The organism is Enterobacter cloacae complex sp. P40C2 (genome assembly GCF_014930695.1).
Lineage (GTDB): Bacteria > Pseudomonadota > Gammaproteobacteria > Enterobacterales > Enterobacteriaceae > Enterobacter > Enterobacter pasteurii.
This window is the reverse complement of record NZ_JADBRP010000003.1, coordinates 1-25493: the sequence shown is the minus strand read 5'-3', so window position 1 is coordinate 25493 and position 25493 is coordinate 1. Positions and strand designations below refer to the sequence as shown.

Annotated in this window: 25 protein-coding genes and 1 other annotated feature; of the genes, 10 read left to right on the top strand and 15 right to left on the bottom strand. The window is 48.5% G+C overall.

What is annotated here, in order from left to right:
- Positions 1-12 precede the first annotated feature (12 nt).
- The 9 genes from hisL (at position 13) to hisIE (ending at position 7229) form a co-directional block, all read left to right on the top strand.
- Complete coding sequence (gene hisL / locus IM304_RS07815; protein WP_099516347.1) at positions 13-63, top strand: his operon leader peptide; 51 nt, start codon at positions 13-15, stop codon at positions 61-63.
- Positions 39-162: a sequence feature (His leader region), on the top strand. It overlaps the preceding gene by 25 nt.
- Positions 163-207: 45 nt before the next feature.
- A complete protein-coding gene (hisG, locus tag IM304_RS07810; RefSeq protein ID WP_148418207.1) occupies positions 208-1107 on the top strand; it encodes an ATP phosphoribosyltransferase in 900 nt (299 codons plus the stop codon).
- A gap of 5 nt (positions 1108-1112) precedes the next feature.
- Positions 1113-2417, top strand: a complete 1305-nt coding sequence (hisD, locus tag IM304_RS07805) for a histidinol dehydrogenase (protein WP_193355838.1) — start codon at positions 1113-1115, stop codon at positions 2415-2417.
- Positions 2414-3475, top strand: coding sequence for a histidinol-phosphate transaminase (gene hisC / locus IM304_RS07800; RefSeq protein WP_193355839.1), 1062 nt, complete (start codon positions 2414-2416; stop codon positions 3473-3475). Before hisD ends, hisC begins: the two co-directional genes overlap by 4 nt.
- On the top strand, positions 3472-4539 hold the full coding sequence (hisB, locus tag IM304_RS07795; protein ID WP_193355840.1) for a bifunctional histidinol-phosphatase/imidazoleglycerol-phosphate dehydratase HisB: 1068 nt from the start codon (positions 3472-3474) through the stop codon (positions 4537-4539). The genes hisC and hisB overlap by 4 nt, the downstream gene beginning before the upstream one ends.
- On the top strand, positions 4539-5129 hold the full coding sequence (gene hisH / locus IM304_RS07790) for an imidazole glycerol phosphate synthase subunit HisH (RefSeq protein ID WP_193355841.1): 591 nt from the start codon (positions 4539-4541) through the stop codon (positions 5127-5129). Before hisB ends, hisH begins: the two co-directional genes overlap by 1 nt.
- On the top strand, positions 5129-5866 hold the full coding sequence (gene hisA, locus IM304_RS07785) for a 1-(5-phosphoribosyl)-5-[(5-phosphoribosylamino)methylideneamino]imidazole-4-carboxamide isomerase (RefSeq protein WP_193355842.1): 738 nt from the start codon (positions 5129-5131) through the stop codon (positions 5864-5866). The genes hisH and hisA overlap by 1 nt, the downstream gene beginning before the upstream one ends.
- Entirely contained in the window at positions 5848-6624 is a 777-nt protein-coding gene (gene hisF / locus IM304_RS07780) for an imidazole glycerol phosphate synthase subunit HisF (protein ID WP_193355843.1), read from the top strand. The genes hisA and hisF overlap by 19 nt, the downstream gene beginning before the upstream one ends.
- On the top strand, positions 6618-7229 hold the full coding sequence (hisIE, locus tag IM304_RS07775; protein ID WP_176609952.1) for a bifunctional phosphoribosyl-AMP cyclohydrolase/phosphoribosyl-ATP diphosphatase HisIE: 612 nt from the start codon (positions 6618-6620) through the stop codon (positions 7227-7229). Before hisF ends, hisIE begins: the two co-directional genes overlap by 7 nt.
- A gap of 38 nt (positions 7230-7267) precedes the next feature.
- Here the strand turns inward: hisIE and wzzB are convergent, their stop codons facing one another.
- Positions 7268-8248, bottom strand: a complete 981-nt coding sequence (wzzB, locus tag IM304_RS07770; RefSeq protein WP_193355844.1) for an LPS O-antigen chain length determinant protein WzzB — start codon at positions 8246-8248, stop codon at positions 7268-7270.
- Positions 8249-8443: 195 nt separating this feature from the next.
- On the opposite strand from wzzB, the gene IM304_RS07765 reads away from it, so the two are divergent.
- On the top strand, positions 8444-9448 hold the full coding sequence (locus IM304_RS07765) for an NAD-dependent epimerase (RefSeq protein WP_193355845.1): 1005 nt from the start codon (positions 8444-8446) through the stop codon (positions 9446-9448).
- 50 nt (positions 9449-9498) lie between these two features.
- Here the strand turns inward: IM304_RS07765 and ugd are convergent, their stop codons facing one another.
- The 14 genes from ugd to cpsG all read right to left on the bottom strand — a co-directional run.
- Complete coding sequence (gene ugd / locus IM304_RS07760; RefSeq protein ID WP_148418217.1) at positions 9499-10665, bottom strand: UDP-glucose 6-dehydrogenase; 1167 nt, start codon at positions 10663-10665, stop codon at positions 9499-9501.
- 239 nt (positions 10666-10904) lie between these two features.
- A complete protein-coding gene (gene rfbA, locus IM304_RS07755) occupies positions 10905-11786 on the bottom strand; it encodes a glucose-1-phosphate thymidylyltransferase RfbA (protein ID WP_193355846.1) in 882 nt (293 codons plus the stop codon).
- A complete protein-coding gene (gene rfbB, locus IM304_RS07750; RefSeq protein WP_193355847.1) occupies positions 11787-12872 on the bottom strand; it encodes a dTDP-glucose 4,6-dehydratase in 1086 nt (361 codons plus the stop codon).
- A 91-nt stretch (positions 12873-12963) separates the two neighbouring features.
- A complete protein-coding gene (gene gndA, locus IM304_RS07745) occupies positions 12964-14370 on the bottom strand; it encodes an NADP-dependent phosphogluconate dehydrogenase (RefSeq protein ID WP_006811221.1) in 1407 nt (468 codons plus the stop codon).
- 112 nt (positions 14371-14482) lie between these two features.
- Positions 14483-14881: a WbuC family cupin fold metalloprotein gene (locus tag IM304_RS07740; protein ID WP_193355848.1), complete on the bottom strand. Its 399-nt coding sequence runs from the start codon at positions 14879-14881 to the stop codon at positions 14483-14485.
- Entirely contained in the window at positions 14868-16079 is a 1212-nt protein-coding gene (locus tag IM304_RS07735) for a glycosyltransferase family 4 protein (protein ID WP_193355849.1), read from the bottom strand. Before IM304_RS07735 ends, IM304_RS07740 begins: the two co-directional genes overlap by 14 nt.
- Positions 16079-17209: a non-hydrolyzing UDP-N-acetylglucosamine 2-epimerase gene (wecB, locus tag IM304_RS07730; RefSeq protein WP_193355850.1), complete on the bottom strand. Its 1131-nt coding sequence runs from the start codon at positions 17207-17209 to the stop codon at positions 16079-16081. Before wecB ends, IM304_RS07735 begins: the two co-directional genes overlap by 1 nt.
- A complete protein-coding gene (locus tag IM304_RS07725; protein WP_193355851.1) occupies positions 17209-18312 on the bottom strand; it encodes an NAD-dependent epimerase/dehydratase family protein in 1104 nt (367 codons plus the stop codon). The genes wecB and IM304_RS07725 overlap by 1 nt, the downstream gene beginning before the upstream one ends.
- Position 18313: 1 nt before the next feature.
- Positions 18314-19348 (bottom strand): UDP-N-acetylglucosamine 4,6-dehydratase/5-epimerase, encoded by a 1035-nt coding sequence (gene fnlA / locus IM304_RS07720; RefSeq protein ID WP_193355852.1) that lies wholly within the window; start codon positions 19346-19348, stop codon positions 18314-18316.
- A gap of 182 nt (positions 19349-19530) precedes the next feature.
- Positions 19531-20634 carry a glycosyltransferase gene (locus IM304_RS07715; RefSeq protein ID WP_193355853.1) on the bottom strand — a complete coding sequence of 368 codons (1104 nt, stop codon included), beginning with the start codon at positions 20632-20634 and terminating at the stop codon, positions 19531-19533.
- Positions 20631-21656 carry a hypothetical protein gene (locus tag IM304_RS07710; RefSeq protein ID WP_193355854.1) on the bottom strand — a complete coding sequence of 342 codons (1026 nt, stop codon included), beginning with the start codon at positions 21654-21656 and terminating at the stop codon, positions 20631-20633. The genes IM304_RS07715 and IM304_RS07710 overlap by 4 nt, the downstream gene beginning before the upstream one ends.
- A gap of 17 nt (positions 21657-21673) precedes the next feature.
- Positions 21674-22909 carry an oligosaccharide repeat unit polymerase gene (gene wzy, locus IM304_RS07705; RefSeq protein ID WP_193362876.1) on the bottom strand — a complete coding sequence of 412 codons (1236 nt, stop codon included), beginning with the start codon at positions 22907-22909 and terminating at the stop codon, positions 21674-21676.
- Positions 22906-24159: an MATE family efflux transporter gene (locus IM304_RS07700; protein ID WP_193356767.1), complete on the bottom strand. Its 1254-nt coding sequence runs from the start codon at positions 24157-24159 to the stop codon at positions 22906-22908. Before IM304_RS07700 ends, wzy begins: the two co-directional genes overlap by 4 nt.
- Positions 24160-24172: 13 nt before the next feature.
- Positions 24173-25493 (bottom strand): phosphomannomutase CpsG (cpsG, locus tag IM304_RS07695; RefSeq protein WP_193362875.1); only part of this gene is annotated, 1321 nt, incomplete at its 5' end.

Here is a 25493-nt window from a genome sequence, read left to right as displayed (position 1 = left end):
ACGAGAATTTATATGACACGCGTTCCATTTAAAAACCACCATCATCACCATCATCCTGACTAGTCTTTCAGGCGATGTGTGCTGGAAGACGTTTGGATCTTCCAGTGGTGCATGAACGCATGAAAAAGCCCCCGGAAGATCGCCTTCCGGGGGCTTTTTTTTGGACCGCATTCAGACAGGTTATTACAGGTTAATGAGGAACACAGAATGTTAGATAACGCACGTTTACGCATAGCTATTCAAAAATCAGGCCGTTTAAGCGACGATTCACGCGAACTGCTGGCCCGCTGCGGGATTAAAATTAACCTGCACACCCAGCGCCTAATCGCCCTGGCTGAAAATATGCCGATCGATATTCTGCGCGTGCGTGATGACGATATTCCTGGCCTGGTGATGGACGGCGTCGTTGACCTCGGCATCATCGGCGAAAACGTGCTGGAAGAAGAGCTGCTCACCCGCCGCGCTCAGGGTGAAGATCCGCGCTACTTTACCCTGCGCCGCCTGGACTTCGGCGGGTGCCGCCTGTCGCTGGCGACGCCGGTTGATGAAGCGTGGGACGGCCCGGCCGCGCTGAACGGGAAACGTATCGCCACCTCTTACCCTCACCTGCTGAAGCGTTACCTCGATCAAAAAGGCGTTCAGTTCAAATCCTGCCTGCTGAACGGCTCCGTGGAAGTAGCTCCGCGTGCGGGCCTGGCCGATGCCATCTGTGACCTCGTCTCCACCGGCGCCACGCTGGAAGCGAACGGCCTGCGCGAAGTGGAGGTTATCTACCGCTCCAAAGCGTGCCTTATCCAGCGCGACGGCGACATGGCCGACGCCAAACAGCAGCTCATCGACAAACTGCTGACCCGCATTCAGGGCGTGATTCAGGCGCGTGAGTCCAAATACATCATGATGCACGCCCCAACCGAACGTCTGGATGAGGTAATTGCCCTGCTGCCGGGCGCCGAGCGCCCAACCATCCTGCCGCTGGCGGGCGACCAGCAGCGCGTGGCGATGCACATGGTCAGCAGCGAAACCCTGTTCTGGGAAACCATGGAAAAACTGAAGGCGCTGGGGGCAAGCTCTATTCTGGTGCTGCCAATTGAGAAGATGATGGAGTAACGGCCATGCGTTTTAACACAATCATCGACTGGAATACGTGCAGCGACGCGCAGCAGCGCGAGCTGCTGATGCGTCCGGCCATTTCCGCCTCTGAAAGCATCACCCGCACCGTGGCGGAGATCCTCGACAACGTCAAAGCCCGCGGGGACGATGCCCTGCGCGAGTACTGCGCAACGTTTGATAAAACCGAGGTTAACGAGTTACGGGTTACCGCCCAGGAGATCGCCGAGGCGGAAAGCCGCCTTGGGGACGAGATCAAACAGGCGATGGCCGTCGCGGTGAAAAATATTGATACCTTCCACACCGCGCAGTTACTGCAGGCCGTGGACGTGGAAACCCTGCCCGGCGTGCGCTGCCAGCAGGTGACGCGCCCGGTGGCCTCCGTCGGCCTCTATATTCCCGGCGGCTCTGCTCCGCTGTTTTCGACCGTACTGATGCTGGCAACCCCGGCACGCATTGCCGGCTGCCAGAAAGTGGTGCTGTGCTCTCCCCCACCGATTGCCGATGAGATCCTCTACGCGGCAAAACTGTGCGGCGTGCAGGCGGTATATAAGGTGGGCGGAGCGCAGGCGATTTCCGCCATGGCGTTCGGAACGGAGTCTGTTCCCAAGGTCGACAAAATTTTTGGCCCGGGCAACGCGTACGTTACCGAAGCAAAGCGCCAGGTCAGCCAGCGTCTGGATGGCGCCGCGATTGATATGCCTGCCGGGCCGTCTGAATTACTGGTGATCGCCGACAGCGGCGCCACGCCAGACTTCGTGGCCTCTGACCTGCTCTCGCAGGCCGAGCACGGCCCAGATTCGCAGGTGATTTTACTGACGCCGGATGCCGATATGGCAAAACGCGTGGGCGAGGCCATTGAGCGCCAGCTTGCCGACCTGCCGCGCGCGGAAACGGCGCGTCAGGCGCTATCGGCCAGCCGACTGATTGTGGCTCGCGATCTCGACCAGTGTATTGCCATCTCCAACCAGTACGGCCCGGAGCACCTGATTATTCAGACCCGCAACGCGCGCGAGCTGGTTGACGGCATTACCAGCGCCGGCTCGGTGTTCCTCGGCGACTGGTCTCCGGAGTCCGCCGGGGATTACGCCTCCGGCACCAATCACGTGCTGCCGACGTACGGCTATACCTCAACCTGCTCAAGCCTGGGGCTGGCAGATTTCCAGAAGCGCATGACCGTGCAGGAACTCTCCCGCGAGGGGTTTGCCTCGCTCGCGTCGACCATTGAAACCCTGGCCGCCGCCGAGCGCCTGACCGCCCACAAAAATGCCGTGACGCTGCGCGTTGCCGCCCTGAAGGAGCAAGCATGAACATTGAAGAATTAGCCCGCGAAAATGTCCGCCGCCTGACGCCCTATCAGTCCGCGCGCCGTCTGGGCGGAAACGGCGACGTCTGGCTGAACGCTAACGAGTATCCAACGGCGGTGGCCTTCGAGCTGTCGCAGCAGACGCTGAACCGCTACCCGGAGTGTCAGCCGAAAGCGGTGATCGAAAACTACGCGCAGTACGCGGGCGTGAAGCCTGAGCAGGTGCTGGTCAGCCGCGGGGCTGACGAAGGCATTGAGCTGCTGATCCGCGCCTTCTGCGAGCCGGGTAAAGACGCGGTGATGTACTGCCAGCCCACCTACGGGATGTACAGCGTCAGCGCCGAAACCTTCGGCGTGGCCTGCCGCAACGTGCAGGCGCTGGAAAACTGGCAGCTCGACCTGCTGGGCATCGCCGATAACCTCGACGGCGTGAAGGTGGTGTTTGTCTGTAGCCCAAATAACCCGACCGGACAGATTATAGATCCGCAGGACGTTCGCGCCCTGCTGGAGATGACCCGCGGCAAAGCGCTGGTGGTGGCTGACGAAGCGTACATTGAGTTTTGCCCGCAGGCGACGCTGGCGGGCTGGCTTGAAGAATATCCGCATCTCGTCGTGCTGCGCACCCTGTCCAAAGCCTTTGCCCTCGCCGGCCTCCGCTGCGGGTTTACGCTGGCGAATAAGGCGGTTATCGACCTTCTGCTGAAAGTGATCGCCCCTTACCCGCTTTCAACGCCGGTTGCCGACATCGCGGCACAGGCGCTGGCCCCGCAGGGGATTAAAGCGATGCGCGAGCGCGTGGCGCAGATCCTTGAAGAGCGCCAGTATCTGGTCGACGCCCTGAAGGCTATTCCGTGCGTGGAGCAGGTGTTCGATTCGGAAACCAACTACGTCCTCGCGCGCTTCACCGCCTCCAGCGCGATATTTAAATCGTTGTGGGATCAGGGCATTATCTTACGAGACCAGAATAAACAACCTTCCCTGAGCGGCTGCCTGCGTATTACCGTCGGCACCCGTGCAGAGAGCCAGCGCGTGATTGACGCCCTGAAAGCGGAGAAAGTATGAGCCAGAAAACCCTCTTTATCGATCGTGACGGCACCATCATATCGGAGCCACCCAGCGATTTTCAGGTCGACCGCTTCGACAAGCTGGCGTTTGAACCCGACGTGATCCCGGTGCTGCTGAAGCTTCAGAAAGCGGGCTATAGGCTGGTGATGATCACCAATCAGGACGGTCTGGGTACCGCGAGCTTCCCGCAGGCGGACTTCGACGGCCCGCATAACCTGATGATGCAGGTGCTGACCTCGCAGGGCGTGGTGTTTGAAGAGGTGCTGATCTGCCCGCACATGCCTGCCGACGAGTGCGACTGCCGTAAGCCAAAAGTGAAGCTCGTCGAGCGCTATCTGGCGGAAGAAGCGCTTGATAAAGCGAACAGCTACGTCATCGGCGATCGCGTCACGGATATCACCCTGGCGGAAAACATGGGCATCGCGGGCCTGCGCTACAGCCGTGACGCGCTTAACTGGACGATGATTGGCGAACAGCTGACCAGACGCGACCGATACTCACACGTTGAGCGTAACACCAAAGAGACGCAGATCGACGTTAAGGTCTGGCTCGATCGCGAAGGCGGGAGCAAGATCCACACTGGCGTCGGCTTCTTCGACCATATGCTGGACCAGATCGCGACCCACGGCGGCTTCCGGATGGAAATCACCGTTAAGGGCGATCTCTATATTGACGATCACCACACCGTGGAAGACACGGGACTGGCGCTGGGCGAAGCCCTGAAGCTGGCGCTGGGCGACAAGCGCGGCATCAACCGTTTTGGCTTTGTCCTGCCGATGGACGAATGCCTGGCGCGCTGCGCGATGGATATTTCCGGTCGTCCACACCTGGAATACAAAGCCGACTTCACCTACCAGCGCGTGGGCGATCTCAGCACCGAGATGGTGGAGCACTTCTTCCGCTCGCTGACTTACACGATGGGCCTGACGCTGCACCTGAAAACCAAAGGTAAAAACGATCACCACCGCGTGGAGAGCCTGTTCAAAGCCTTTGGCCGTACCCTGCGCCAGGCGATCCGCGTTGACGGTGACGCCCTTCCCTCGTCGAAAGGAGTGCTGTAATGAACGTGGTGATTCTGGATACCGGCTGCGCCAACCTGAACTCCGTGCGCTCGGCAATTATGCGCCACGGCTATGAGCCGGCGGTGAGCCGCGACCCGGACGTGGTTCTGCGCGCGGATAAACTCTTTTTGCCGGGCGTAGGCACCGCCCAGGCGGCGATGGATCAGATCCACGAGCGCGAGCTGGTTGAGCTCATCAAAGCCTGTACCCAGCCGGTGCTGGGCATTTGCCTGGGCATGCAGCTGCTCGGGCGCCGCAGCGACGAGAGCAACGGTGTCGACCTGCTGGGGATTATTGAAGAAGATGTGCCGAAAATGACCGACCACGGCCTGCCGCTGCCACACATGGGCTGGAATCGCGTCTATCCGAAGGCGGGCAACAGGCTGTTTCAGGGTATCGAAGACGGCGCGTACTTCTACTTCGTCCACAGCTACGCGATGCCCGTCAATACGTACACCATTGCCCAGTGCAGTTACGGCGAGGCGTTCACCGCCGCGGTACAGAAAGATAATTTTTACGGCGTGCAGTTTCACCCGGAGCGCTCCGGCGCCGCCGGCGCACAGCTGCTGAAAAACTTCCTGGAGATGTGATGATTATTCCCGCTTTAGATTTAATTGACGGCACGGTGGTTCGCCTCCATCAGGGCGACTACGGCCAGCAGCGCGACTACGGCAACGACCCGCTGCCGCGTCTCCAGGCGTATGCGGCACAGGGGGCTGAGGTGCTGCACCTCGTCGATTTAACCGGCGCGAAAGATCCGGCGAAACGCCAGATCCCGCTGCTGAAAAAACTGGTGGCTGGCGTGGACATTCCCGTGCAGGTTGGCGGCGGCGTGCGTACGGAAGACGACGTTGCGGCACTGCTGGACGCTGGCGTAGCGCGGGTGGTGGTCGGTTCGACCGCCGTAAAAGATCCTGAGACGGTCAAGGGCTGGTTCCGCCGCTTCGGCGCGGATGCGCTGGTGCTGGCGCTGGACGTGCGCATCGACGAGCAGGGTAACAAGCAGGTCGCGGTCAGCGGCTGGCAGGAGAACTCTGGCGTTACCCTGGAGGAACTGGTGGATATTTATCTTCCCGTTGGCCTGAAGCACGTGCTGTGCACAGATATCTCCCGCGACGGCACGCTGGCAGGCTCTAACGTTTCGCTGTACGAAGAGGTCTGCGCGCGTTATCCGCAGGTGGCATTCCAGTCTTCTGGGGGTATCGGTGATATTGGCGACGTGGCCGCGCTTCGCGGGACCGGCGTGAAGGGTGTGATTGTGGGTCGGGCCCTGCTGGAAGGAAAATTTACTGTAACGGAGGCGATTCAATGCTGGCAAAACGGATAATTCCCTGCCTGGACGTGCGCGACGGTCAGGTGGTTAAGGGCGTGCAGTTCCGCAACCACGAAATCATTGGCGACATCGTTCCGCTGGCTAAACGCTATGCCGACGAAGGCGCAGACGAGCTGGTATTTTATGATATCACCGCCTCCAGCGACGGCCGCGTGGTGGATAAAAGCTGGGTAGCGCGCGTGGCGGAGGTGATCGATATCCCCTTCTGCGTGGCGGGCGGGATCAAATCCGCTGACGACGCGGCCAAAATTCTCTCTTTCGGTGCGGACAAAATTTCCATCAACTCCCCTGCGCTGGCAGACCCCGAGCTGATCACCCGTCTGGCCGATCGCTTTGGCGTGCAGTGTATTGTAGTAGGTATCGACACCTTGCATGACGCCGCAACGGGCAAGTATCACGTCAACCAGTACACCGGCGATGAAAGCCGCACGCGCGTGACGCAGTGGGAGACGCTGGACTGGGTGCAGGAAGTGCAGAAACGCGGCGCGGGTGAGATCGTGCTGAACATGATGAACCAGGACGGGGTGCGTAACGGTTACGATCTGGAACAGTTGAAAAAAGTGCGCGCCGTGTGCCGGGTTCCGCTGATTGCCTCCGGCGGCGCGGGCACCATGGAACACTTCCTGGATGCCTTCCGCGATGCAAACGTGGACGGCGCGCTGGCCGCGTCCGTGTTCCACAAGCAGATTATCAATATTGGTGAGTTAAAAACGTACCTGGCCGACCAGGGCGTGGAGATCAGGGTATGTTAACAGAGCAACAACGGGCGCAGCTGGACTGGGAAAAAACTGACGGATTACTGCCGGTGGTTGTACAACATGCTGTATCAGGCGAAGTGCTGATGCTGGGATATATGAACCAGGAGGCACTGGCGAAAACGATCGACAGCGGTAAGGTGACGTTTTTCTCGCGCACCAAACAGCGCCTGTGGACCAAAGGTGAAACCTCCGGTCATTTCCTGAACGCGGTAAGCATTACGCCGGATTGTGATAACGACACCCTGCTGGTGCTGGCAAACCCCATTGGGCCAACGTGCCACAAAGGGACCAGCAGTTGCTTTGGCGAGGCGAGCCACCAGTGGCTGTTCCTGTATCAGCTGGAACAATTGCTGGCTGAGCGTAAAACGGCGGATCCCGAGAGCTCGTATACCGCGAAGCTGTACGCCAGCGGCACCAAGCGCATTGCGCAGAAGGTGGGTGAGGAAGGCGTTGAGACCGCGCTGGCTGCCACCGTGAATGACCGGGAGGAGCTGACGAACGAAGCGTCGGATTTAATGTATCACCTGCTGGTGCTGCTTCAGGATCAGGAGCTGGATTTAACGGCGGTGATTGAGAATTTACGTAAGAGACACAAATAAAAAAGACCGGGGAAACCCGGTCTTTTTTTGTCTGCTAATCAGGCTTTCGGCCTGTAGTTTCTCAGCGCGTTACGGCCAAGAACAACACCAGAACCGATAATCCCACCGAGGAGTACGGCGAGGATCAGGGTGATTGCTTTTTTCGGGCTGTCGCGACGGACAGGCAAATCAGGTTTCATAACGTAACGGTAGACATGGATGGTTTCCGGATTTACGTTCAAGTTCTGAATATCCAGTAAGTTTTGCTTGGTCTGGTAGTAGGTACCTGAGAAAACGAGCGGACGGGATGCCTCGTTATCAATCATTGACTTCAGCGCTACCGTGCCCAGCAGGAACATGGTTTCCTGAGTAACGTCCTGAGTTTGCTGGAGCTGCGGAGTGCTAATTTTCGCGGCTTCCGCGTTTTTATACGCCTCAGTAATCTGCTTAATACGCAGATCTTTTTGCTCCTGAGCCACTTTCTCCTGATTCTGAAGAGAGTCGTTCAGGGTAGTGATCTGCTGCTTAAGGTTATCCTTAAGATCAAGAGTCAGTTCTTTAGCCGTCTGCTCGTCAACCTGCTGAATATACTGTGCAAGTTGCTTTTGCGCCGCTTCTGCCGATTCGGCCTGGTAGCTGACGGTTAATGGCAGCGCCTGTCCTTTAACGGTAGGCTCGATGGACAGTTTTTCAGGAACATCCTGGTTTTCAAGCGCCTGCGCTAAGGCTGAAAAAGAAGAATTGAAACGGCCAATAGCGCGACCTTGAATATCCTGCATTGAGGGTGCGGCACTACCATAGAGAATATTCAATGCATTCGCGTAGGTTGCAATTTGCGCTGCGTCAGGCTGGGCGATAATCGCCGACGAGGTCCACTTTTCTTTTGCAATGGTGATATAAACGCCAGCAAGAACGATAAAAACAGCAATAAACGCTCCAATTACCCACTTGCCGCGCCACAGCTGTAGTACTAAATCCAGTAAATCAATTTGCTCCGGGTCATTGCTGCGAGTGACCAGGCTATTGTTGTTTTGCGTCATACAATCCCTAACAGATCAAAAAAGGGCAAAAAGAAACATGTCTACCTAGTGTATCTGTTGCTACGGATTTTTCTATAAGAATCCGATGAGTTATATCGGAAAGATGGGTTATGTATGTGAAGAACAACGCGCTATCATAGCCGGAATCTGATGTCTTGTGGCATCAACAAGAACACTGTTTTAATGAGGGAAGCTATGAAATTTCTGGTTACGGGCGCAGCGGGGTTTATCGGTTCTCACGTCAGCAAGCGCTTGCTTGATGCGGGGCATGAGGTCGTTGGCATTGATAACCTCAATGATTATTATGACGTCAATCTTAAGCTGGCACGCCTGGACTTACTGAAATCCGAGCGTTTCACTTTCCTCAAGCTGGATTTAGCGGACCGTGAGGGCATGGCTGCGCTCTTCGCTGATGAGAAATTTGACCGCGTCATTCATCTGGCCGCACAGGCGGGCGTCCGTTATTCTCTGGAAAACCCCCACGCCTATGCCGATGCCAACCTTGTGGGACATCTTAACGTGCTTGAAGGCTGTCGCCACAATAAGGTTCAGCATCTTCTGTATGCATCATCCAGCTCCGTTTACGGCCTTAACCGTAAGATGCCGTTTTCCACTGATGATTCCGTGGACCACCCGGTATCCCTGTATGCGGCCACCAAAAAAGCTAACGAGCTGATGTCGCATACCTATTCGCATCTGTACAACCTGCCAACCACTGGCCTGCGCTTCTTCACCGTGTATGGTCCGTGGGGACGCCCGGACATGGCGCTGTTCAAATTCACCAAAGCTATGATTGAAGGTAACAGCATCGACGTATATAACTACGGCAAGATGAAACGTGACTTCACCTATATCGATGATATCGCCGAGGCGATTATTCGCCTGCAGGACGTCATTCCCGAGGCCAATGCCGACTGGACGGTCGAAGCGGGTTCACCTGCAACCAGTTCTGCTCCATACCGCGTATACAACATCGGCAACAGCTCTCCGGTAGAGCTGATGGACTACATCACAGCGCTGGAAGAGGCTCTGGGCAAAGAAGCGGTAAAAAATATGATGCCAATCCAGCCGGGTGACGTGCTGGAGACCAGTGCAGACACCAGGGCGCTGTATGACGTCATTGGGTTTAAACCGCAGACCTCCGTCAAGGAGGGCGTGAAAAACTTCGTCGACTGGTACCGTAGTTTCTATAAGGTTTAAAACAGAAAACCCGGCAAGATGCCGGGTTTTTTATGCGCGACAGTTAGCGCTTAGTCACTACCAAACAGGTCACGGGTATAGACTTTATCTTTGACGTCAGCCAGCTCTTCCGCCATGCGGTTAGAGATAATCACGTCCGCTTCTTTCTTAAACGCATCCAGATCGCGAATTACGCGCGAGTGGAAGAACTCGTCTTCCTGCATGGCCGGTTCATAAATGATGACCTGCACGCCTTTTGCTTTGATACGCTTCATGATCCCCTGAATGGAAGAGGCGCGGAAGTTATCCGAACCGCTCTTCATGATCAGTCGATACACCCCCACCACTTTCGGCTGGCGCGCCAGGATGGAATCCGAGATGAAGTCTTTACGCGTACGGTTAGCATCCACAATTGCGGAAATCAGGTTGTTTGGCACCGCCTGATAGTTTGCGAGCAGCTGCTTGGTGTCTTTTGGCAGACAGTAACCGCCGTAACCGAATGACGGGTTGTTGTAGTGGTTGCCGATACGCGGGTCGAGGCACACGCCTTCAATGATCTGACGTGTGTTCAGGCCTAAGCTCTCTGCATAGCTGTCCAGCTCGTTGAAGTAAGCCACGCGCATTGCCAGATAGGTGTTAGCGAAAAGCTTAATCGCCTCCGCTTCAGTTGAGTCGGTGAACAGAACCGGAATATCTTGCTTGATGGCGCCTTCCTGGAGCAGCGCCGCAAAACGCTCCGCACGTTCGGAACGCTCACCGATCACGATACGGGATGGGTGCAGGTTATCGTATAACGCCCTGCCCTCGCGCAGAAACTCTGGCGAGAAGAAGACATTATCAATACCCAACTCTTCTTTAATCGATTTGGTGAAGCCTACCGGAATGGTCGATTTGATAACCATTACTGCGTTAGGGTTGATCGCTACCACGTCTTTAATAACTGCCTCAACGGTAGAGGTGTTGAAGTAGTTGGTTTTCGGATCGTAGTCGGTTGGCGTGGCGATGATGACGTAATCCGCATCACGATACGCATCTTCTTTATCCGTGGTAGCTCGGAAGTTCAGCGTTTTGTTCGCAAGATATTCCTGGATTTCTTTATCGACAATTGGAGACTGCTTCTGGTTGAGCATATCCACTTTGGCCTGCACGATATCCAGCGCAACCACTTCATGGTTTTGCGCAATCAGGATACCGTTTGAGAGACCAACATAGCCTGTTCCGGAGATGGTTATTTTCATTTATTTGACTTCTACATGTTTGAGTTTTAGGTAGCCTTGAAGCGGCCACCACAATGATTATCTGAGAGTTTTTTAGCGCTAATACTCATTCACTGTCAAGGTTACAGAATTTTTGAAAAATGTTTTTGCTCATCAAAACGGCTTATCACTACACTAAGCAAAGCGCCTGTTTTTCAGCGACAATAAGACCTTAAAGGGGATTCGCCAGTAAGCAGAGGAAAACTGCTTACTGCGTCAAATCAGACTAATCCCTTGGTCAGATTCAAAAGATATTGACCATATCCGGTCTTTTTCAGTGGCTCAGCAAGCACAAGAAGTTGCTCAGCATCGATAAAACCTCGACGGAATGCGATCTCTTCAGGGCAAGAAACCTTGAGCCCCTGTCGCTCTTCGATTGTGGCAATAAAATTGCTCGCCTCGATCATACTCTGGTGCGTACCGGTATCCAGCCAGGCGTAACCGCGTCTCATCATCGCGACAGACAATCGTCCCTGCTGCATATAGATGCGGTTGATGTCGGTAATTTCCAGCTCACCGCGGTCGGACGGGCTTAAACTTTTAGCCATCTCAATCACATCATTGTCGTAAAAATAGAGGCCCGTTATTGCATAATTACTTTTAGGTTTCTGAGGCTTCTCCTCAAGGCCGATTGCTGTACCGTCCTTATCAAATTCAACAACACCATAGCGTTCCGGGTCGCTAACATGATAAGCGAATACGGTCGCCCCCTCCTGCTGGCCAGCCGCGCCTTCAAGCAGTCTGGGGAGGTCGTGCCCGTAGAAAATGTTGTCGCCTAAAACCAGGGCACAGTTATCCTTACCAATGAACTCTTCACCCAGAATAAAAGCTTGCGCCAGGCCATCCGGACTCGGCTGCACTTTGTACTGAATATGTAACCCCCACTGGCTACCATCACCAAGCAGTTGCTCGAAACGGGCAGTGTCCTGCGGGGTGCTGATAATCAGAATATCCCTAATGCCAGCCAGCATTAGCGTAGAGAGCGGATAGTAGATCATCGGTTTGTCGTAAATCGGCAGCAATTGCTTACTTACCGCCATCGTTACGGGGTAGAGGCGTGTACCCGATCCGCCCGCGAGAATAATACCTTTACGGTTCGTCATTTACTTACGTTCCCCATAATTCTGTTCAATCCAGGATTTATAAGCGCCACTTTTGACATTAGAAACCCATTCCTGGTTGTTCAGATACCACTCAACGGTTTTACGAATACCGCTTTCGAACGTTTCCAGAGGTGTCCACCCTAACTCGGCGCTAATTTTGTGAGCGTCTATCGCATAGCGTCTGTCATGCCCAGGCCTGTCCGCTACGTAAGTAATCTGTTCCCGATAGGATGTTTCCTTCGGTACTATTTCATCCAGAAGGTCACAAATGGCGTGCACAACTTCAATATTCTTTTTCTCGTTATGACCACCAATATTATACGTTTCACCGGGTTTACCGGATTTCAAAACGGTATACAGCGCGCGAGCATGATCTTCAACGTACAGCCAGTCACGGATCTGGTCTCCCTTACCGTAAATAGGTAATGCTTTGTTTTCCAGAGCGTTAAGTATGACAAGCGGGATCAATTTTTCTGGGAAATGATACGGTCCGTAGTTATTTGAACAATTTGTCACAATGCCCGGCAGTCCGTACGTTCGGATCCACGCACGAACCAGGTGATCGCTTGACGCTTTCGAGGCTGAATAGGGGCTGCTTGGATGATATGCCGTTTTTTCAGTAAAAAGGGGCAATGGCGTGGATTCATGATATTCATCAGGGTGAGGTAAATCTCCATATACCTCATCGGTTGAAATATGATGAAAACGGAAGGCCAGTTTCCCCGCGTTATCCAGTGCAGACCAGTAGGCACGGCTAGCTTCTAACAGGATATACGTGCCAACGATATTGGTTTCAATAAACGCAGCGGGTCCGGTAATAGATCGATCAACATGGCTCTCTGCTGCCAAATGCATTACAGCATCCGGTTTATGCGTGGCGAAAATACGCGCCATTGCCTCTTTATCACATATATCAGCGTGCTCAAAGTCATAGCGCTCGCTATCGCTTACCTCACGTAAGGATTCCAGATTACCGGCATAGGTCAATTTATCAACGTTTACGACGCTATCCCGAGTATTGCTGATGATATGTCGGATAACTGCAGAACCGATAAAGCCGGCGCCGCCAGTAACAAGAATTTTCACGCAATCTATTCCGTTATAAAGTAAGGAGATTAAATATGATAAAAAAGCCCGGTATCGCTACCGGGCTTGTTGGAATGGCAATACGAGGAAATTAATCCAGCCATTCGGTGTGGAACACACCTTCTTTATCCGTACGCTTATAGGTATGTGCACCGAAGTAGTCACGCTGCGCCTGAATCAGGTTCGCAGGCAGAACGGCAGCACGGTAGCTGTCGTAGTACGCCACAGCGGCGGAGAACGTCGGAACCGGAATACCGTTTTGCACGGCGTAAGCAACTACATCACGCAGCGCCTGCTGGTATTCGTCAGCAATTTGTTTGAAGTAAGGCGCCAGCAGAAGGTTGGCAATACCCGCATTTTCAGCATAGGCATCGGTGATTTTCTGCAGGAACTGAGCGCGAATGATGCAGCCAGCACGGAAAATCTTCGCGATCTCGCCGTAGTTCAGGTCCCAGTTGTTTTCATCTGAAGCTGCACGCAGCTGAGAGAAGCCCTGCGCGTAAGAGACGATTTTACCCAGGTACAGTGCACGACGTACTTTTTCAACGAATTCAGCTTTGTCGCCGGCTGGTTTTGCCTGCGGGCCGGACAGCACCTTAGATGCCGCAACGCGCTGCTCCTTAAGAGAAGAGATATAACGCGCGAATACGGATTCGGTGATCAGAGACAGCGGCTCGCCCAGATCAAGAGAGCTCTGGCTGGTCCATTTACCGGTACCTTTGTTCGCCGCTTCATCCAGAATCACATCGACCAGGTATTTACCCTCTTCATCTTTCTTAGTGAAGATATCTTTGGTGATGTCAATCAGGTAGCTGTTCAGCTCGCCTTTGTTCCACTCGGTAAAGGTCTCAGCGAGTTCTTCGTTAGAGAGGTTCAGGCCGCCTTTTAGCAGGGAGTAGGCTTCGGCGATCAGCTGCATATCGCCGTATTCGATGCCGTTATGAACCATCTTCACGTAGTGGCCAGCACCGTCAGGACCGATATAGGTCACGCATGGCTCACCGTCTTCAGCAACGGCTGCGATTTTGGTCAGGATTGGCGCGACCAGTTCGTACGCTTCTTTCTGGCCACCAGGCATGATAGATGGACCTTTCAAAGCGCCCTCTTCACCGCCGGACACGCCGGTACCGATGAAATTAAAGCCTTCAGCAGACAGTTCACGATTACGACGAATGGTGTCGTGGAAGAAGGTGTTACCACCATCAATAATGATGTCGCCTTTATCCAGATACGGCTTCAGGGAGTCGATGGCTGCATCGGTACCTGCGCCCGCTTTCACCATTAACAGGATACGACGAGGTGTTTCCAGAGACTCAACGAATTCTTTAACCGTATAGAAAGGAACCAGTTTTTTGCCTGGATTCTCAGCGATGACTTCTTCGGTCTTATCACGGGAGCGGTTGAAAACGGAGACGGTATAACCACGGCTTTCGATGTTGAGCGCCAGGTTGCGCCCCATCACTGCCATACCGACAACGCCGATCTGTTGCTTGGACATTACATACTCCTGTCAGGTGTGGTCGCCGCGACTTTTGCGGCTTGAAATGTGGCCTAGATGTTAACTCAGGATGAGCTCTGGTAGATAGCGGAAGATGCGATTCACAGGGGCTTTAAATGAAAGCCTTTGCAAAAGTAGGATCAAATGGCCCCTCTTTAACTTCCATCATTAATGCTCTTGGAGAGAGGCATTCGACACTGTGTATATCTCCCGGAGAAAACTCGACTATGTTTATTGTTGTATTCTCTCCGGCTACAAATTTATTAATAATTTCGCCATCTTTGCCATACAAACAGACCTGCACCTGTCCCTGCATAACGATAAACATCTCCCATTGATGAGGAAGCTCATGGTAATGCGGGTCGACATAACTACCCTTAACCAGGGCTATAAGCAGTCGTTGCACCTTATCCTGGTGGGATTCGTGTAATAACAGGTGAGAACGCAACCGTTCAGATTGCCCGGCTTGATCGTATAAAGTCTCAAGCTGATTCTTATCAATTAATCGCACGGCTCGCCTCCAGTCTCATTTCTATTGTTTGTGCCGCAGATTCAACGGAAAATTGTTCTCTTAATAATGCATTAGCACCCGAGCCGAATTGTTGGCGCGCAGCAACGTCATAGAGCATTAAAAGTGCAGATTCAAGCAGCTTGTCATCCTCGCCATTGATATGAATTAATCCTGCATTATTTTGATTGACGATATCGAGCAAATCGTTACCAGCATTCACACTGCCGAGGATAGGCAAAGACTGAACCATATATCCTAGCAATTTCCCTGGGAAGTTGTGTGAAGAGTGTTTAGCTGAAAGTGAAAATAGACCAACATCCATTTCCGACAGAATAAATTTAAATTCATCCTGATTAACTGAAGCCAAATACGTAAAATTGGGCAACGTCCAATCGGCAGCCAATGTATTGATCAATTCAACTTCATCCCCCTGACCGATAAAAAGAAAGTGGGCATTAGGATGCTTTACCATATTCCGTGCGAGACGCATAAGATTGGCCATATCCTGCGCATGGCCGATATTCCCTCCATAGAAAAAAATGACTTTATCTTCAAGCCTTAGGCGTTGACGCAATGGCACATAGCCTGTGGGTAACACAGCAGGCATGAGGGAAGCCCAGTTACGAAGGACTTCACAAGGATAGCCCTTGTTTGTCATACGAAAGACCTCCAGATTCTTATCAGACATTAGCCCAATACGATTTGCCTGACGATAAGAGGATCTTTCGAAGAGACGGAAATAGCGGTCAACGGGCGAACCCGCTTTAAGCATGCCAGCGTCAATCACCCACTGCGGAAACATATCCCTCAAAATCAGATAGGCTGGGCACTGACAGCGAGATTTAATTTTCTTTACTAAAGATCCCCAAAAAATGGAGGGTGAATAGTAAACCACTCCATCAAATGTTTCTCTTTTTATCTGGCCTTTAATGGAATTCCAGGCACGATGGGAAAGAAGTGTTTCATTAATGGCTCGCTGGATTTTACCTACATCTTTGAGCGGCCCGCTTTTGAAACGCCATGTTTTGACTCCCTGAAAGGTGTCAAAAGACACCTCTTCCTGTAGATGGGTGTCCGGCGTGATAACCGTAACATCATGCCCCCGGCGAATAAACTCCTGAGCCAACTCATGAAACATTTTTGCACCAACACGGGTACTATTGGGCAGGTAATCATCTATGATTAAAGCAAGTTTCATCAGTATTCTTTCCAGACGACTCTCTTGACGTAATCTGTATAAGAGTGAACGATTCTAACGACTTTATCTGATACGTTTGGCATGCTGTAGTCACTAACTTGTCGTAAAAGACGAGTTTCACCACGAGGTTGAGTTGCCAGGATATCCAGCGCCTGCAGAACGCGCTCACACTCCAGTCCCACCATCATGACGGATGCTTCTTCAAAGCCCTCAGGGCGTTCGTGCGCTTCACGAATATTTACCGCCGGGAAATTCATAATGGAGGATTCTTCAGTGATTGTGCCACTGTCAGACAGCACAGCTCGCGAGTTTTTCTGCAAATGATTGTAATCATGGAAACCTAACGGTTTCAGTAGCTTAATATTCGGATGGAATTCAATACCTTGCTCGTTAATTCGGTTACGCGTGCGCGGATGTGTAGATACAATAACCGGCAAATCATATTTTTCAGCAATGGTATTGAGTGTGGTCGCAAGCTTGACAAGCTGTTTGGGAGAATCAACATTCTCTTCACGATGCGCGCTAACGACGAAAAATTCTCCCGGACGCAGGTTCAGTCGCGAGAGTACATCCGAATTATCGATTTGAGGCATATAATGCGTAAGTACCTCAAACATTGGGCTACCGGTTTTAATAATTCGATCCGCTGGGATGCCTTCAGCCAGAAGATATTCACGTGCAATATCACTGTAGGTCATATTGATGTCAGCGGTATGGTCGACGATGCGCCGATTGGTCTCTTCAGGAACGCGCTGATCGAAACACCGGTTTCCTGCCTCCATATGGAAGATTGGCACTTTACGGCGTTTGGCAGGGATAGCAGAAATACAAGAGTTGGTGTCGCCCAACACCAGCATTGCTTCGGGCTTTTCAGATTCAAGCACCTCATCAACTTTGATAATAACCTGACCAATAGTTTCTGCTGCATTTTTCCCTGCTGCATTTAAAAAATAGTCAGGTTTTCTTACACCGAGATCGTTAAAGAACACTTCGTTTAATTCATAATCATAGTTTTGACCAGTATGGACAAGAATATGCTCGCAGTGTTCATCAAGCTTAGCGAGAACGCGTGAAAGACGGATAATCTCAGGACGCGTACCAACAACAGACATAATTTTTAGTTTTTTCATTACAGAGGTCTCGCAATAGTATCGGGCTCATCACGATTGAAAATTTCATTTGCCCAGAGCATAACAATCAATTCGTCATCACCAATATTCGTCACGTCATGTGTCCAGCCAGGTACTGTTTCAACAATTTTGAACTGATCAGATGACACATTCAGTTCATACCTCTCACCTGTAATCACATGTTCAAATTTAAAGTTCGCCTGACCTCGAATGACAAGAAACTTCTCATTTTTGCTGTGATGGTAATGCCCACCACGTGTGATGCCAGGATGCGCTGTGAAAAATGAAAACTGTCCCGTAGAGGGGGTTTTCAACATCTCACAAAACACGCCACGGTCGTCGCCATAAGACGGTACCGTATACGCAAATTTATCTGCTGGTAAATAACTCAACCATGTTGAATACAGCGCGCGAGTGAACCCAGTCCCCACATCTTCTGTGACGAGGGTGGAACGGCTTTCCTTAAAGCGATAAAGTAATTCCGCCACCTCACCTACTGTCGTCGAATAAACTGGTTTAACAGTTTTGAACCCGTTTTCAACCGTATCAGACAAGAGTTTTATTGCATCAGAACAAACATCATCGATATATACAAGATTCACCGGAGCAGATGGATCATTGATTGTAATATCAATATTGTTGGCAAGGTTATGGCAGAAGGTCGCCACGAACGAGTTGTAATTAGGCTTACACCATTTACCAAAAACATTCGGATAACGATAAATAAAGTATGCTGCACCGCTTTCAGCTGCATAGCGTTCAATTTGTTTTTCAGCTGCAGCTTTACTTTGACCATAAGCATTATCCAGTTCTGCCTGAATGGAAGAACTGATCATAATAGGAATGCTTTTATGCTTGGCTAAAAGAGAATCCACTATCTGTTGAGTCAGATTGCTATTCCCCTCGGCAAACTCTTCGACGTTTTTAGGTCGATTGATACCCGCGAGATGATAGACAAATTCAGCTTCTTGAAGGCCATTTTCCAGCTCAGCCGCACTTGAACCGCGGTCAATCTTAACAAGGTCACTGTACCCTGCTTCCTGAAGGCGTAAGCATAGGTTACGTCCGATAAAGCCATCAGCTCCAGTAATCAGGATTTTCATGTCAGGCGTCCAGATCGTAATGTTCACCCGCGCGCAGTGCGCGAATAAAAGGTAATTTCAAAAGAAGTGTTTTCATCCCTTCAACATCCAGTCTCTGCGTATTGTGGGAGTTATAATCCTCTACAACAGAGATACGGCTATCACCTTGTTCTACATATTTTCCATAGTTAAGATCCCGCAGGTCAGGGGGAACACGGTAATAATCCCCCATGTCGATGGCAGCAATCATCTCTTCACGGCTGAGCAGCGCTTCATAAAGCTTTTCGCCATGGCGCGTTCCGATGACATTGATGGGATGTTGCTCTACGTTTAGAAGCTCTTTCAGAGCAATGGCTAATGTTTCAATCGTTGCAGCAGGCGCTTTTTGAACAAAAATATCACCATTATTGCCATGCTCAAACGCATAAAGGACCAGATCGACAGCATCTTCAAGGGTCATCATGAAACGAGTCATATTTGGATCAGTGATCGTCAGCGCTTTACCAGTCTTGATCAAATCAACAAACAAGGGAATGACCGAACCACGGGAAGCCATCACGTTTCCATAACGAGTACCGCAAATTACTGTTTTGTCGCTATTAATATTACGTGACTTTGCGACCATCACCTTTTCCATCATTGCCTTCGAAATACCCATAGCATTGATAGGATAAACTGCTTTATCGGTGCTTAAGCAAACAACCCGTTTTACTTCGTTGGCAATCGCAGCTTCGAGAACATTTTCAGTGCCGAGGACGTTAGTCTTAACAGCCTCCATCGGATGGAACTCGCAAGATGGCACTTGCTTAAGCGCCGCAGCGTGGTAGATGAAGTCAACACCACGACTGGCATTGAGAATACTGCGATAATCCCTAACATCGCCTATGTAAAATTTAAGCTTCTCGTTATTATATTTCTTGCGCATATCGTCTTGCTTTTTTTCGTCGCGCGAGAAAACTCGAATTTCTTTAATATCTGTTTCAAGGAATCGATTAAGCACCGCATTTCCGAAAGAACCAGTACCACCAGTAATAAGTAAAACTTTATCTTTAAACATACCAATTCCTCTAGCGTAAGCAATTATATGAAGTTTTTTATATGGGGAAAGCGAACAATTAAAAGCTCAACCTATTGCCACATTGAATATAATTTTCGACTGATATCAACTAATAAAATACTGCTTATCGAGATATACCACTTTCTGTGCTATGTGAATAAAACCGGATACATTAATCGGCACTAAACATCAAATAAAGCGGACATTTTATGTTCATCCTTAACTAAAGTATTTAGTGCATAATTATAAACCTGTCGCGATTTATTGTTGAATTGATATTCATCTAAGCTCATACATTCTGTGATATATTTCTCAAACGTATCAATGTCATTATACCCTGCGACATAACCACCATTATGTTGCACATCGGACCAAGGAGTTTGATCGGATATAAGCACAACATTTGAGTTAATCATGGACTCAACAATGGCATGTCCATAATTTTCATTTAATGTTGGTAAGAAAAACAAATGCGAAATTTTGAGCAAGTCAGCAACTTGGGCTGGCTTGATCCCACCAAGGCATTCCACTTTAACATTCTGTGGTAATTGATTTATTATCAGCTTACATTCTTCCCAATACTTTTCATCCTCAACATTGCCTGCAATACTGAGGTAAACATCTCCTTGCCTAATATTTAAAAGAGACAATAAAACTGCCTTAAGATTTTTCTTTGGCGAAATCCGCGAAACAAAAGAAATATGTATCTCACCTTCTTTTTTGTTTTTATTTATATAAGATGGGATCGTGTCATGCATATTAGGAATGACACTACTAGAAAACTCTTGCTTTAAGGATATAAAAGATTCTTTTTTTTCTTCAATGGACGTAAAATGAAAGTAAACCTTATTTGGCCTAGCAAAGAAATTAAATAACTTTATGTATATTTTCTTTTTGAATGGCTTAAACGTTAATGCTCCTGTAGTTAGTTCTCCTCGCGGAGCCAATAGAATTTTTGCATCGCTCTTTTTAAGCACTAATGCAGGAAGAGTTGTTCTCTTTGAAAAAAAACTGTTCAGATAGATTATGTCGACCGTTTTAGAAAGCTTCAAATAAAATTTAGTGAAATCTAACATGCTTTTGGCATAATAAACAGTAACATTATTTTCAAATAATTCTGTTCCAGATTCATTTATAACCTGACCATCAATATCATGATTATAGGTCAACACAGTAATGCAATGCGTTTTATTAAAATTCTTGGCTATATTCACGAGGCTTTTGATAGGCCCTCCAGCCTTGAAAGCCGGGTAAAAATAATCACAAACTATAAGTATTTTTTTCATTTTATGCTTCGTTTATTTTGAACCAGATTTTGATAAACTTCAGAATGTGCATCTTTTATGCGTTTGTTATATGTATAGAAATCGACTTTATTACATTTATCTAAAGTCGTGTTACTGAAATTCAGTATATCAACTGTATCCAGCGGTGGCTCATAGAATACAGCACCTTGGTATTTAAGAGAATGAATCACCTCTTCGGTATATTTGATACGAGGCAATAATACGTTTACACCCGAAGTTATCGCTCGATATAGCACACCAGAATTCATTATGTCAGAATATGGTATTATAACACCTTTACATTCATTTAGTTCTTGCTGGAGTTTCTTTTCGTCATAGCGCCCAAATTTAAATTTTATGCGATCTTTAAAATCAATTCTTTCCTTTAAGCTCACTAGCTCAGAAGCCAGTATATCAGAACACCCCCCCATGATTATTAAAGCAGAATCAGCATCATTTTTAATAAATTCTCTCATTAACAATCCCACATTTTTATATGGGCGAATCAAACCAAAAAAAAGAAATTTATTTTCGAGTGAGGAGTGTTTATCTTCGGAATTATTAGAGAAATTTTCTTCGATTTTATACAGCGGATGGTGTATTACAGTTAATTTAGACTCATTGACGTCATAAATCTTCAAGAACTCATGTTTACTAACATCGGTTAAAAAAATAAATTTATCGACCAGTCGAACCAGGAGTGTCCGATATATTTCTGATATCCTAACATTATGGTTTTCATGAGGTTTAAAATTATGGACTGTCCATACGATTTTTTTTGATAAAATTTTGCATACAATCAAATATAAGAGTACAAGAAAAGTCCCTATCAATCGCTGATAAAACTTAGGTAAGTTTAAATAAGTTTCGGGCCAATGCATATGAAAAACATCGAACTTAAAATCCAAGATATTTTTTATATTCCATACATGTGGCTTATATTCTACCCCATCATGGAGGATTAATGATGTATACTGGTTTGTCGTAGATTCTTTTTGAAGTGGCCACATTTTAACTATCATAATAGCACAATCTCGAATTAATTTTTTACAGAACGTACTTTCTTAATTCCACCTAAGAAATAATATATTACGAAACTGAAAATATAAGGAATGAAGTTTTGCCCGAACACATTTTCCAAACTCACGGTATAAAATGTATAGAACAATACGAAAAAGAATAAAATATCATACTGTCCAGGATATACGCTAATTGAGTCAAAAAATATTTTTGCGATTAACAAAAGTATAAATGTCATTATTAAACTTAATATGAAATCAGGATAGCTTGCATTAAGTAATATTGAATAATACATTATAATACCAAAATCTGAACTCGTAAATTGATTCAAATCAGGAGTATATGATGTCATGACATTATTATTTATATTCCTGAAACTTTTATCTACTAAACCACCGGGAACAATTGGACGAAGTAATGCTTTTGATTCTTTAAATATAAGGCCTTCTTGCTGATATAAATCTATAACCTTGGAGTAATTTTGATAAGCTCCAAGTGAGTTTGGGTTCATCGATAGCCGAGATGCCAAGTGTTCCACCCCCTCTAGATACGTTATACTATCAACTTTCGCTCCTCTGATTTCGTTTTTTATTACATAAGCATATTGATAAATCCAACCACCAAAAAAAATAATAATCAAAGGTATGAGCAATATATACCTTAATCTTTTTTTTGTTAGATACAGTCGAGCATGAACTTCAAGAAAGAAAAGTAGAAGTAAAAAACTTGTCCATCCTTGAAAGAATTTAAAAGCGATAAACAACAATATATTAAAAACGAATTTCTTGTTTTTAATAAATGCAAACCCCGGCTTCGTCCTATAATATAAAAAATAGAAAAAAATAAATGGCTCGGGTTTTAACATTGCAAATAAAGCACTAAATGATGAAGTACTACGCTGTTCAACATTTACAGTAACTTTGCCAACGCCTGTGTAGTAGAGAAAAGCAAGCTGCGATATTAACACTGCAAAAATTATGAAATGTATGCGACTTTCATTCAATTCATAATGATGGTTTTTACTTAAATGTATTCTAAAATTCTGAAATAAAAGAAAAATAATATAACAGACTATGAATGATATGATATTCAGAGATGTTATGATAACAACTTCGTCATCAGTAATAGTTCTTACATATCGCTGAAGCTCACCAGGGAAAAACTCTTGGTTTAAAGTTTGATACCCAGATATAAGGCTGGTGAGGATATATAACATCATAAATGACAAGACTGCAACATTCCTTTTTTTTGTCATGATATATATGCCCTATTATATTTTATCATTGGCAATGAAATTACACCCGTTTTTTTATACGCAACATACATAATAATCAAATTTTGCAAACAAATTGTGAAAGAAACTGCACAACAGTACAAAAAAACACTATTGAATCTTAAGGTTATTATCGATAAAAGAACCATTAACAATATGAACGAGACAAGTGTGATCATCATCAAATATCTTCCATGACCTGTATGACTTAGCAAATAATCACAGGGTCCAGTTGCAGCATTGATCATCTGTCCAAATGAGAAAATTAACAAAACATACCAAGTTAATTCATAACCATTGCCATAAATTAGCCCAATAAAGAAGTTTCCAAATAGGACTATCCCACTTAATATTGCAAAACTTACTAAAAAGGAAAAAAGGCAACTAAGGGATATGTCTTTTTGTAATGCCTGAATATTGCTCATCAATTTTGGGATCCTTGCGGCAGCTATTGCTCTAACTGACAAAGTTGAGAAACTCAACACCGCAGTCAATCTAATTGCCAATCCATATTGAGCAACCACTTCATTATCAAATAAACGAGATACAAACCATAGATCTATTTGTGAGAACATATATACAATTACAGTTGATATAAATATCGGCATTATAATTGAATAAGTAATGATATTTTCTGTTAAGCTTCTCGCCTCATTTTCCTTATATTTAATAAATAAATATATAGCGCCGGTTATTATAATGCACACATAAGCTAAAGCATAAAATGCAATAATTTCCTCAAAGTCTACTTCTTTTTTATTTTGTATAAGAATGACTATAAACCCGAGAAAGAGAAGATTATTTAAACCACCATTGAAAACTTGAGAAAGAATAAACATTCCTTGCCCCTTCATTATTTCACAAATAATCAAGAGTACGCCTGAAAGAAGCGAAAGCAGAATTAAGCTTGAATAGTCTACTCTAGCAAAGAAAAACAATAGAATCAACCCACACAAAAGCATACATAACGCGGATATTATATTTTTCTTAGTTACCTCTAATATTATTTTTTTTAACTGAGCGCCTCTGGATGACATTATATTTAAGGCTGGGGCCATACCAAACAAAAATACTTGGGCTAATACGGTTGAATAACTGGTTAACAAAAAAAAATCCCCAACAATATCTTTTGTATACAACCGTACAATTACCACGCTAAGAAGAAGAGAAATTAATGATACTAATATCCTAGCTACAAACGAGCTAGACTGCTGAATTAATTGACTAAACATTCTTACATAGTCCCTAAGAGTAATTATTATCTAATAGAGCCATTATCTCTTTAGTTTTCATTTCCATCAGCGCGGTGTCCGCGCGGGATTCGACGTTCAGGCGCACCACCGGCTCGGTGTTTGAGGAGCGCAGGTTGAAGCGCCACTGCGGGAACGACATGCTGATACCGTCGGTACGGTCAATCTCCAGCGCGTGAAGGGCAAAGTGGTGTTCAACGCGGGCGATGGCCTCGGCGGGCTGCGCCAGCTTGCTGTTGATCTCGCCGCTGGCCGGGAATGCCGCCATGCGGTCGCGCACCAGCTCGCCCAGGCTCTGCCCTTTCAGGCACAGCAGCTCGGTCACCAGCAGCCACGGGATCATCCCGCTGTCGCAGTAGGCAAAATCGCGGAAGTAGTGGTGCGCGCTCATCTCCCCGCCGTAAATGGCGTCTTCTTCACGCATGCGCTCCTTGATAAACGCGTGGCCGGTTTTGGACATCACCGGCGTACCGCCCGCGGCGCCCACCACGTCGACGGTGTTCCAGGAGAGGCGCGGGTCGTGGATGATCTTCGCGCCCGGGTTTTTCTCGAGGAACGCTTCCGCCAGCAGGCCGACAATGTAGTAGCCCTCGATAAACTGGCCTTTCTCGTCGAACAGGAAGCAGCGGTCGAAGTCGCCGTCAAAGGCGATGCCCATATCGGCGCCGTGCTCGATTACCGCGTTGCGGGTGTCGTCGCGGCACTCCGGCAGCAGCGGGTTAGGAATACCGTTCGGGAAGTTGCCGTCAGGCGTGTTGTGCACCTTGACGAAGGTCACCGGCACGTTCAGCGCCTTAAAGCGGGCCTCAAGTGCATCGACAACCGGGCCTGCCGCGCCGTTGCCGGAGTTGATCACCAGCTTCAGCGGCTTAAGGTTCGCCACGTTGATGTAGCCCAGCAGGTGGTCGATGTACTCTTTTTGCAGGTTAATCTGCTTATAGCTGCCGCGTTTTGCGTCGTTAACCGGCGGGAAGTCGTTGGCCTCTGCCAGACGCTGCACGTCGCGCAGCCCGGTGTCGCCGCTGATAGGACGTGCGCCCTTGCGCACCAGCTTCATGCCGTTGTAGTCCATCGGGTTATGGCTGGCGGTGACTTCGATACCGCCGTCCACGCCGAGGTGGAAGGTGGCAAAGTAGATCTCTTCGGTACCGGAAAGGCCGATATCCAGCACGTCCACGCCCGCGTCCTGCAGCCCTTTCGCCAGCGCCAGCTTCAGGGATTCGCTGGTCAGACGCACGTCCCCGCCCAGCACGATGGTTTTTGGCTTGAGATATTCGCCGTACGCGCGGCCGATGCGCCACGCAATGTCTTCGTTC

Excerpts from the sequence above, each read along its gene's own strand:
- hisG (WP_148418207.1), top strand. The coding sequence starts at position 208 with ATGTTAGATAACGCACGTTTACGCATAGCTATTCAAAAATCAGGCCGT.
- hisD (WP_193355838.1), top strand. The coding sequence starts at position 1,113 with ATGCGTTTTAACACAATCATCGACTGGAATACGTGCAGCGACGCGCAG.
- hisC (WP_193355839.1), top strand. The coding sequence starts at position 2,414 with ATGAACATTGAAGAATTAGCCCGCGAAAATGTCCGCCGCCTGACGCCC.
- hisB (WP_193355840.1), top strand. The coding sequence starts at position 3,472 with ATGAGCCAGAAAACCCTCTTTATCGATCGTGACGGCACCATCATATCG.
- hisH (WP_193355841.1), top strand. The coding sequence starts at position 4,539 with ATGAACGTGGTGATTCTGGATACCGGCTGCGCCAACCTGAACTCCGTG.
- hisA (WP_193355842.1), top strand. The coding sequence starts at position 5,129 with ATGATTATTCCCGCTTTAGATTTAATTGACGGCACGGTGGTTCGCCTC.
- hisF (WP_193355843.1), top strand. The coding sequence starts at position 5,848 with ATGCTGGCAAAACGGATAATTCCCTGCCTGGACGTGCGCGACGGTCAG.
- hisIE (WP_176609952.1), top strand. The coding sequence starts at position 6,618 with ATGTTAACAGAGCAACAACGGGCGCAGCTGGACTGGGAAAAAACTGAC.
- wzzB (WP_193355844.1), bottom strand. The coding sequence starts at position 8,248 with ATGACGCAAAACAACAATAGCCTGGTCACTCGCAGCAATGACCCGGAG.
- IM304_RS07765 (WP_193355845.1), top strand. The coding sequence starts at position 8,444 with ATGAAATTTCTGGTTACGGGCGCAGCGGGGTTTATCGGTTCTCACGTC.
- ugd (WP_148418217.1), bottom strand. The coding sequence starts at position 10,665 with ATGAAAATAACCATCTCCGGAACAGGCTATGTTGGTCTCTCAAACGGT.
- rfbA (WP_193355846.1), bottom strand. The coding sequence starts at position 11,786 with ATGACGAACCGTAAAGGTATTATTCTCGCGGGCGGATCGGGTACACGC.
- gndA (WP_006811221.1), bottom strand. The coding sequence starts at position 14,370 with ATGTCCAAGCAACAGATCGGCGTTGTCGGTATGGCAGTGATGGGGCGC.
- IM304_RS07735 (WP_193355849.1), bottom strand. The coding sequence starts at position 16,079 with ATGAAACTTGCTTTAATCATAGATGATTACCTGCCCAATAGTACCCGT.
- wecB (WP_193355850.1), bottom strand. The coding sequence starts at position 17,209 with ATGAAAAAACTAAAAATTATGTCTGTTGTTGGTACGCGTCCTGAGATT.
- IM304_RS07725 (WP_193355851.1), bottom strand. The coding sequence starts at position 18,312 with ATGAAAATCCTGATTACTGGAGCTGATGGCTTTATCGGACGTAACCTA.
- fnlA (WP_193355852.1), bottom strand. The coding sequence starts at position 19,348 with ATGTTTAAAGATAAAGTTTTACTTATTACTGGTGGTACTGGTTCTTTC.
- IM304_RS07715 (WP_193355853.1), bottom strand. The coding sequence starts at position 20,634 with ATGAAAAAAATACTTATAGTTTGTGATTATTTTTACCCGGCTTTCAAG.
- IM304_RS07710 (WP_193355854.1), bottom strand. The coding sequence starts at position 21,656 with ATGATAGTTAAAATGTGGCCACTTCAAAAAGAATCTACGACAAACCAG.
- wzy (WP_193362876.1), bottom strand. The coding sequence starts at position 22,909 with ATGACAAAAAAAAGGAATGTTGCAGTCTTGTCATTTATGATGTTATAT.
- IM304_RS07700 (WP_193356767.1), bottom strand. The coding sequence starts at position 24,159 with ATGTTTAGTCAATTAATTCAGCAGTCTAGCTCGTTTGTAGCTAGGATA.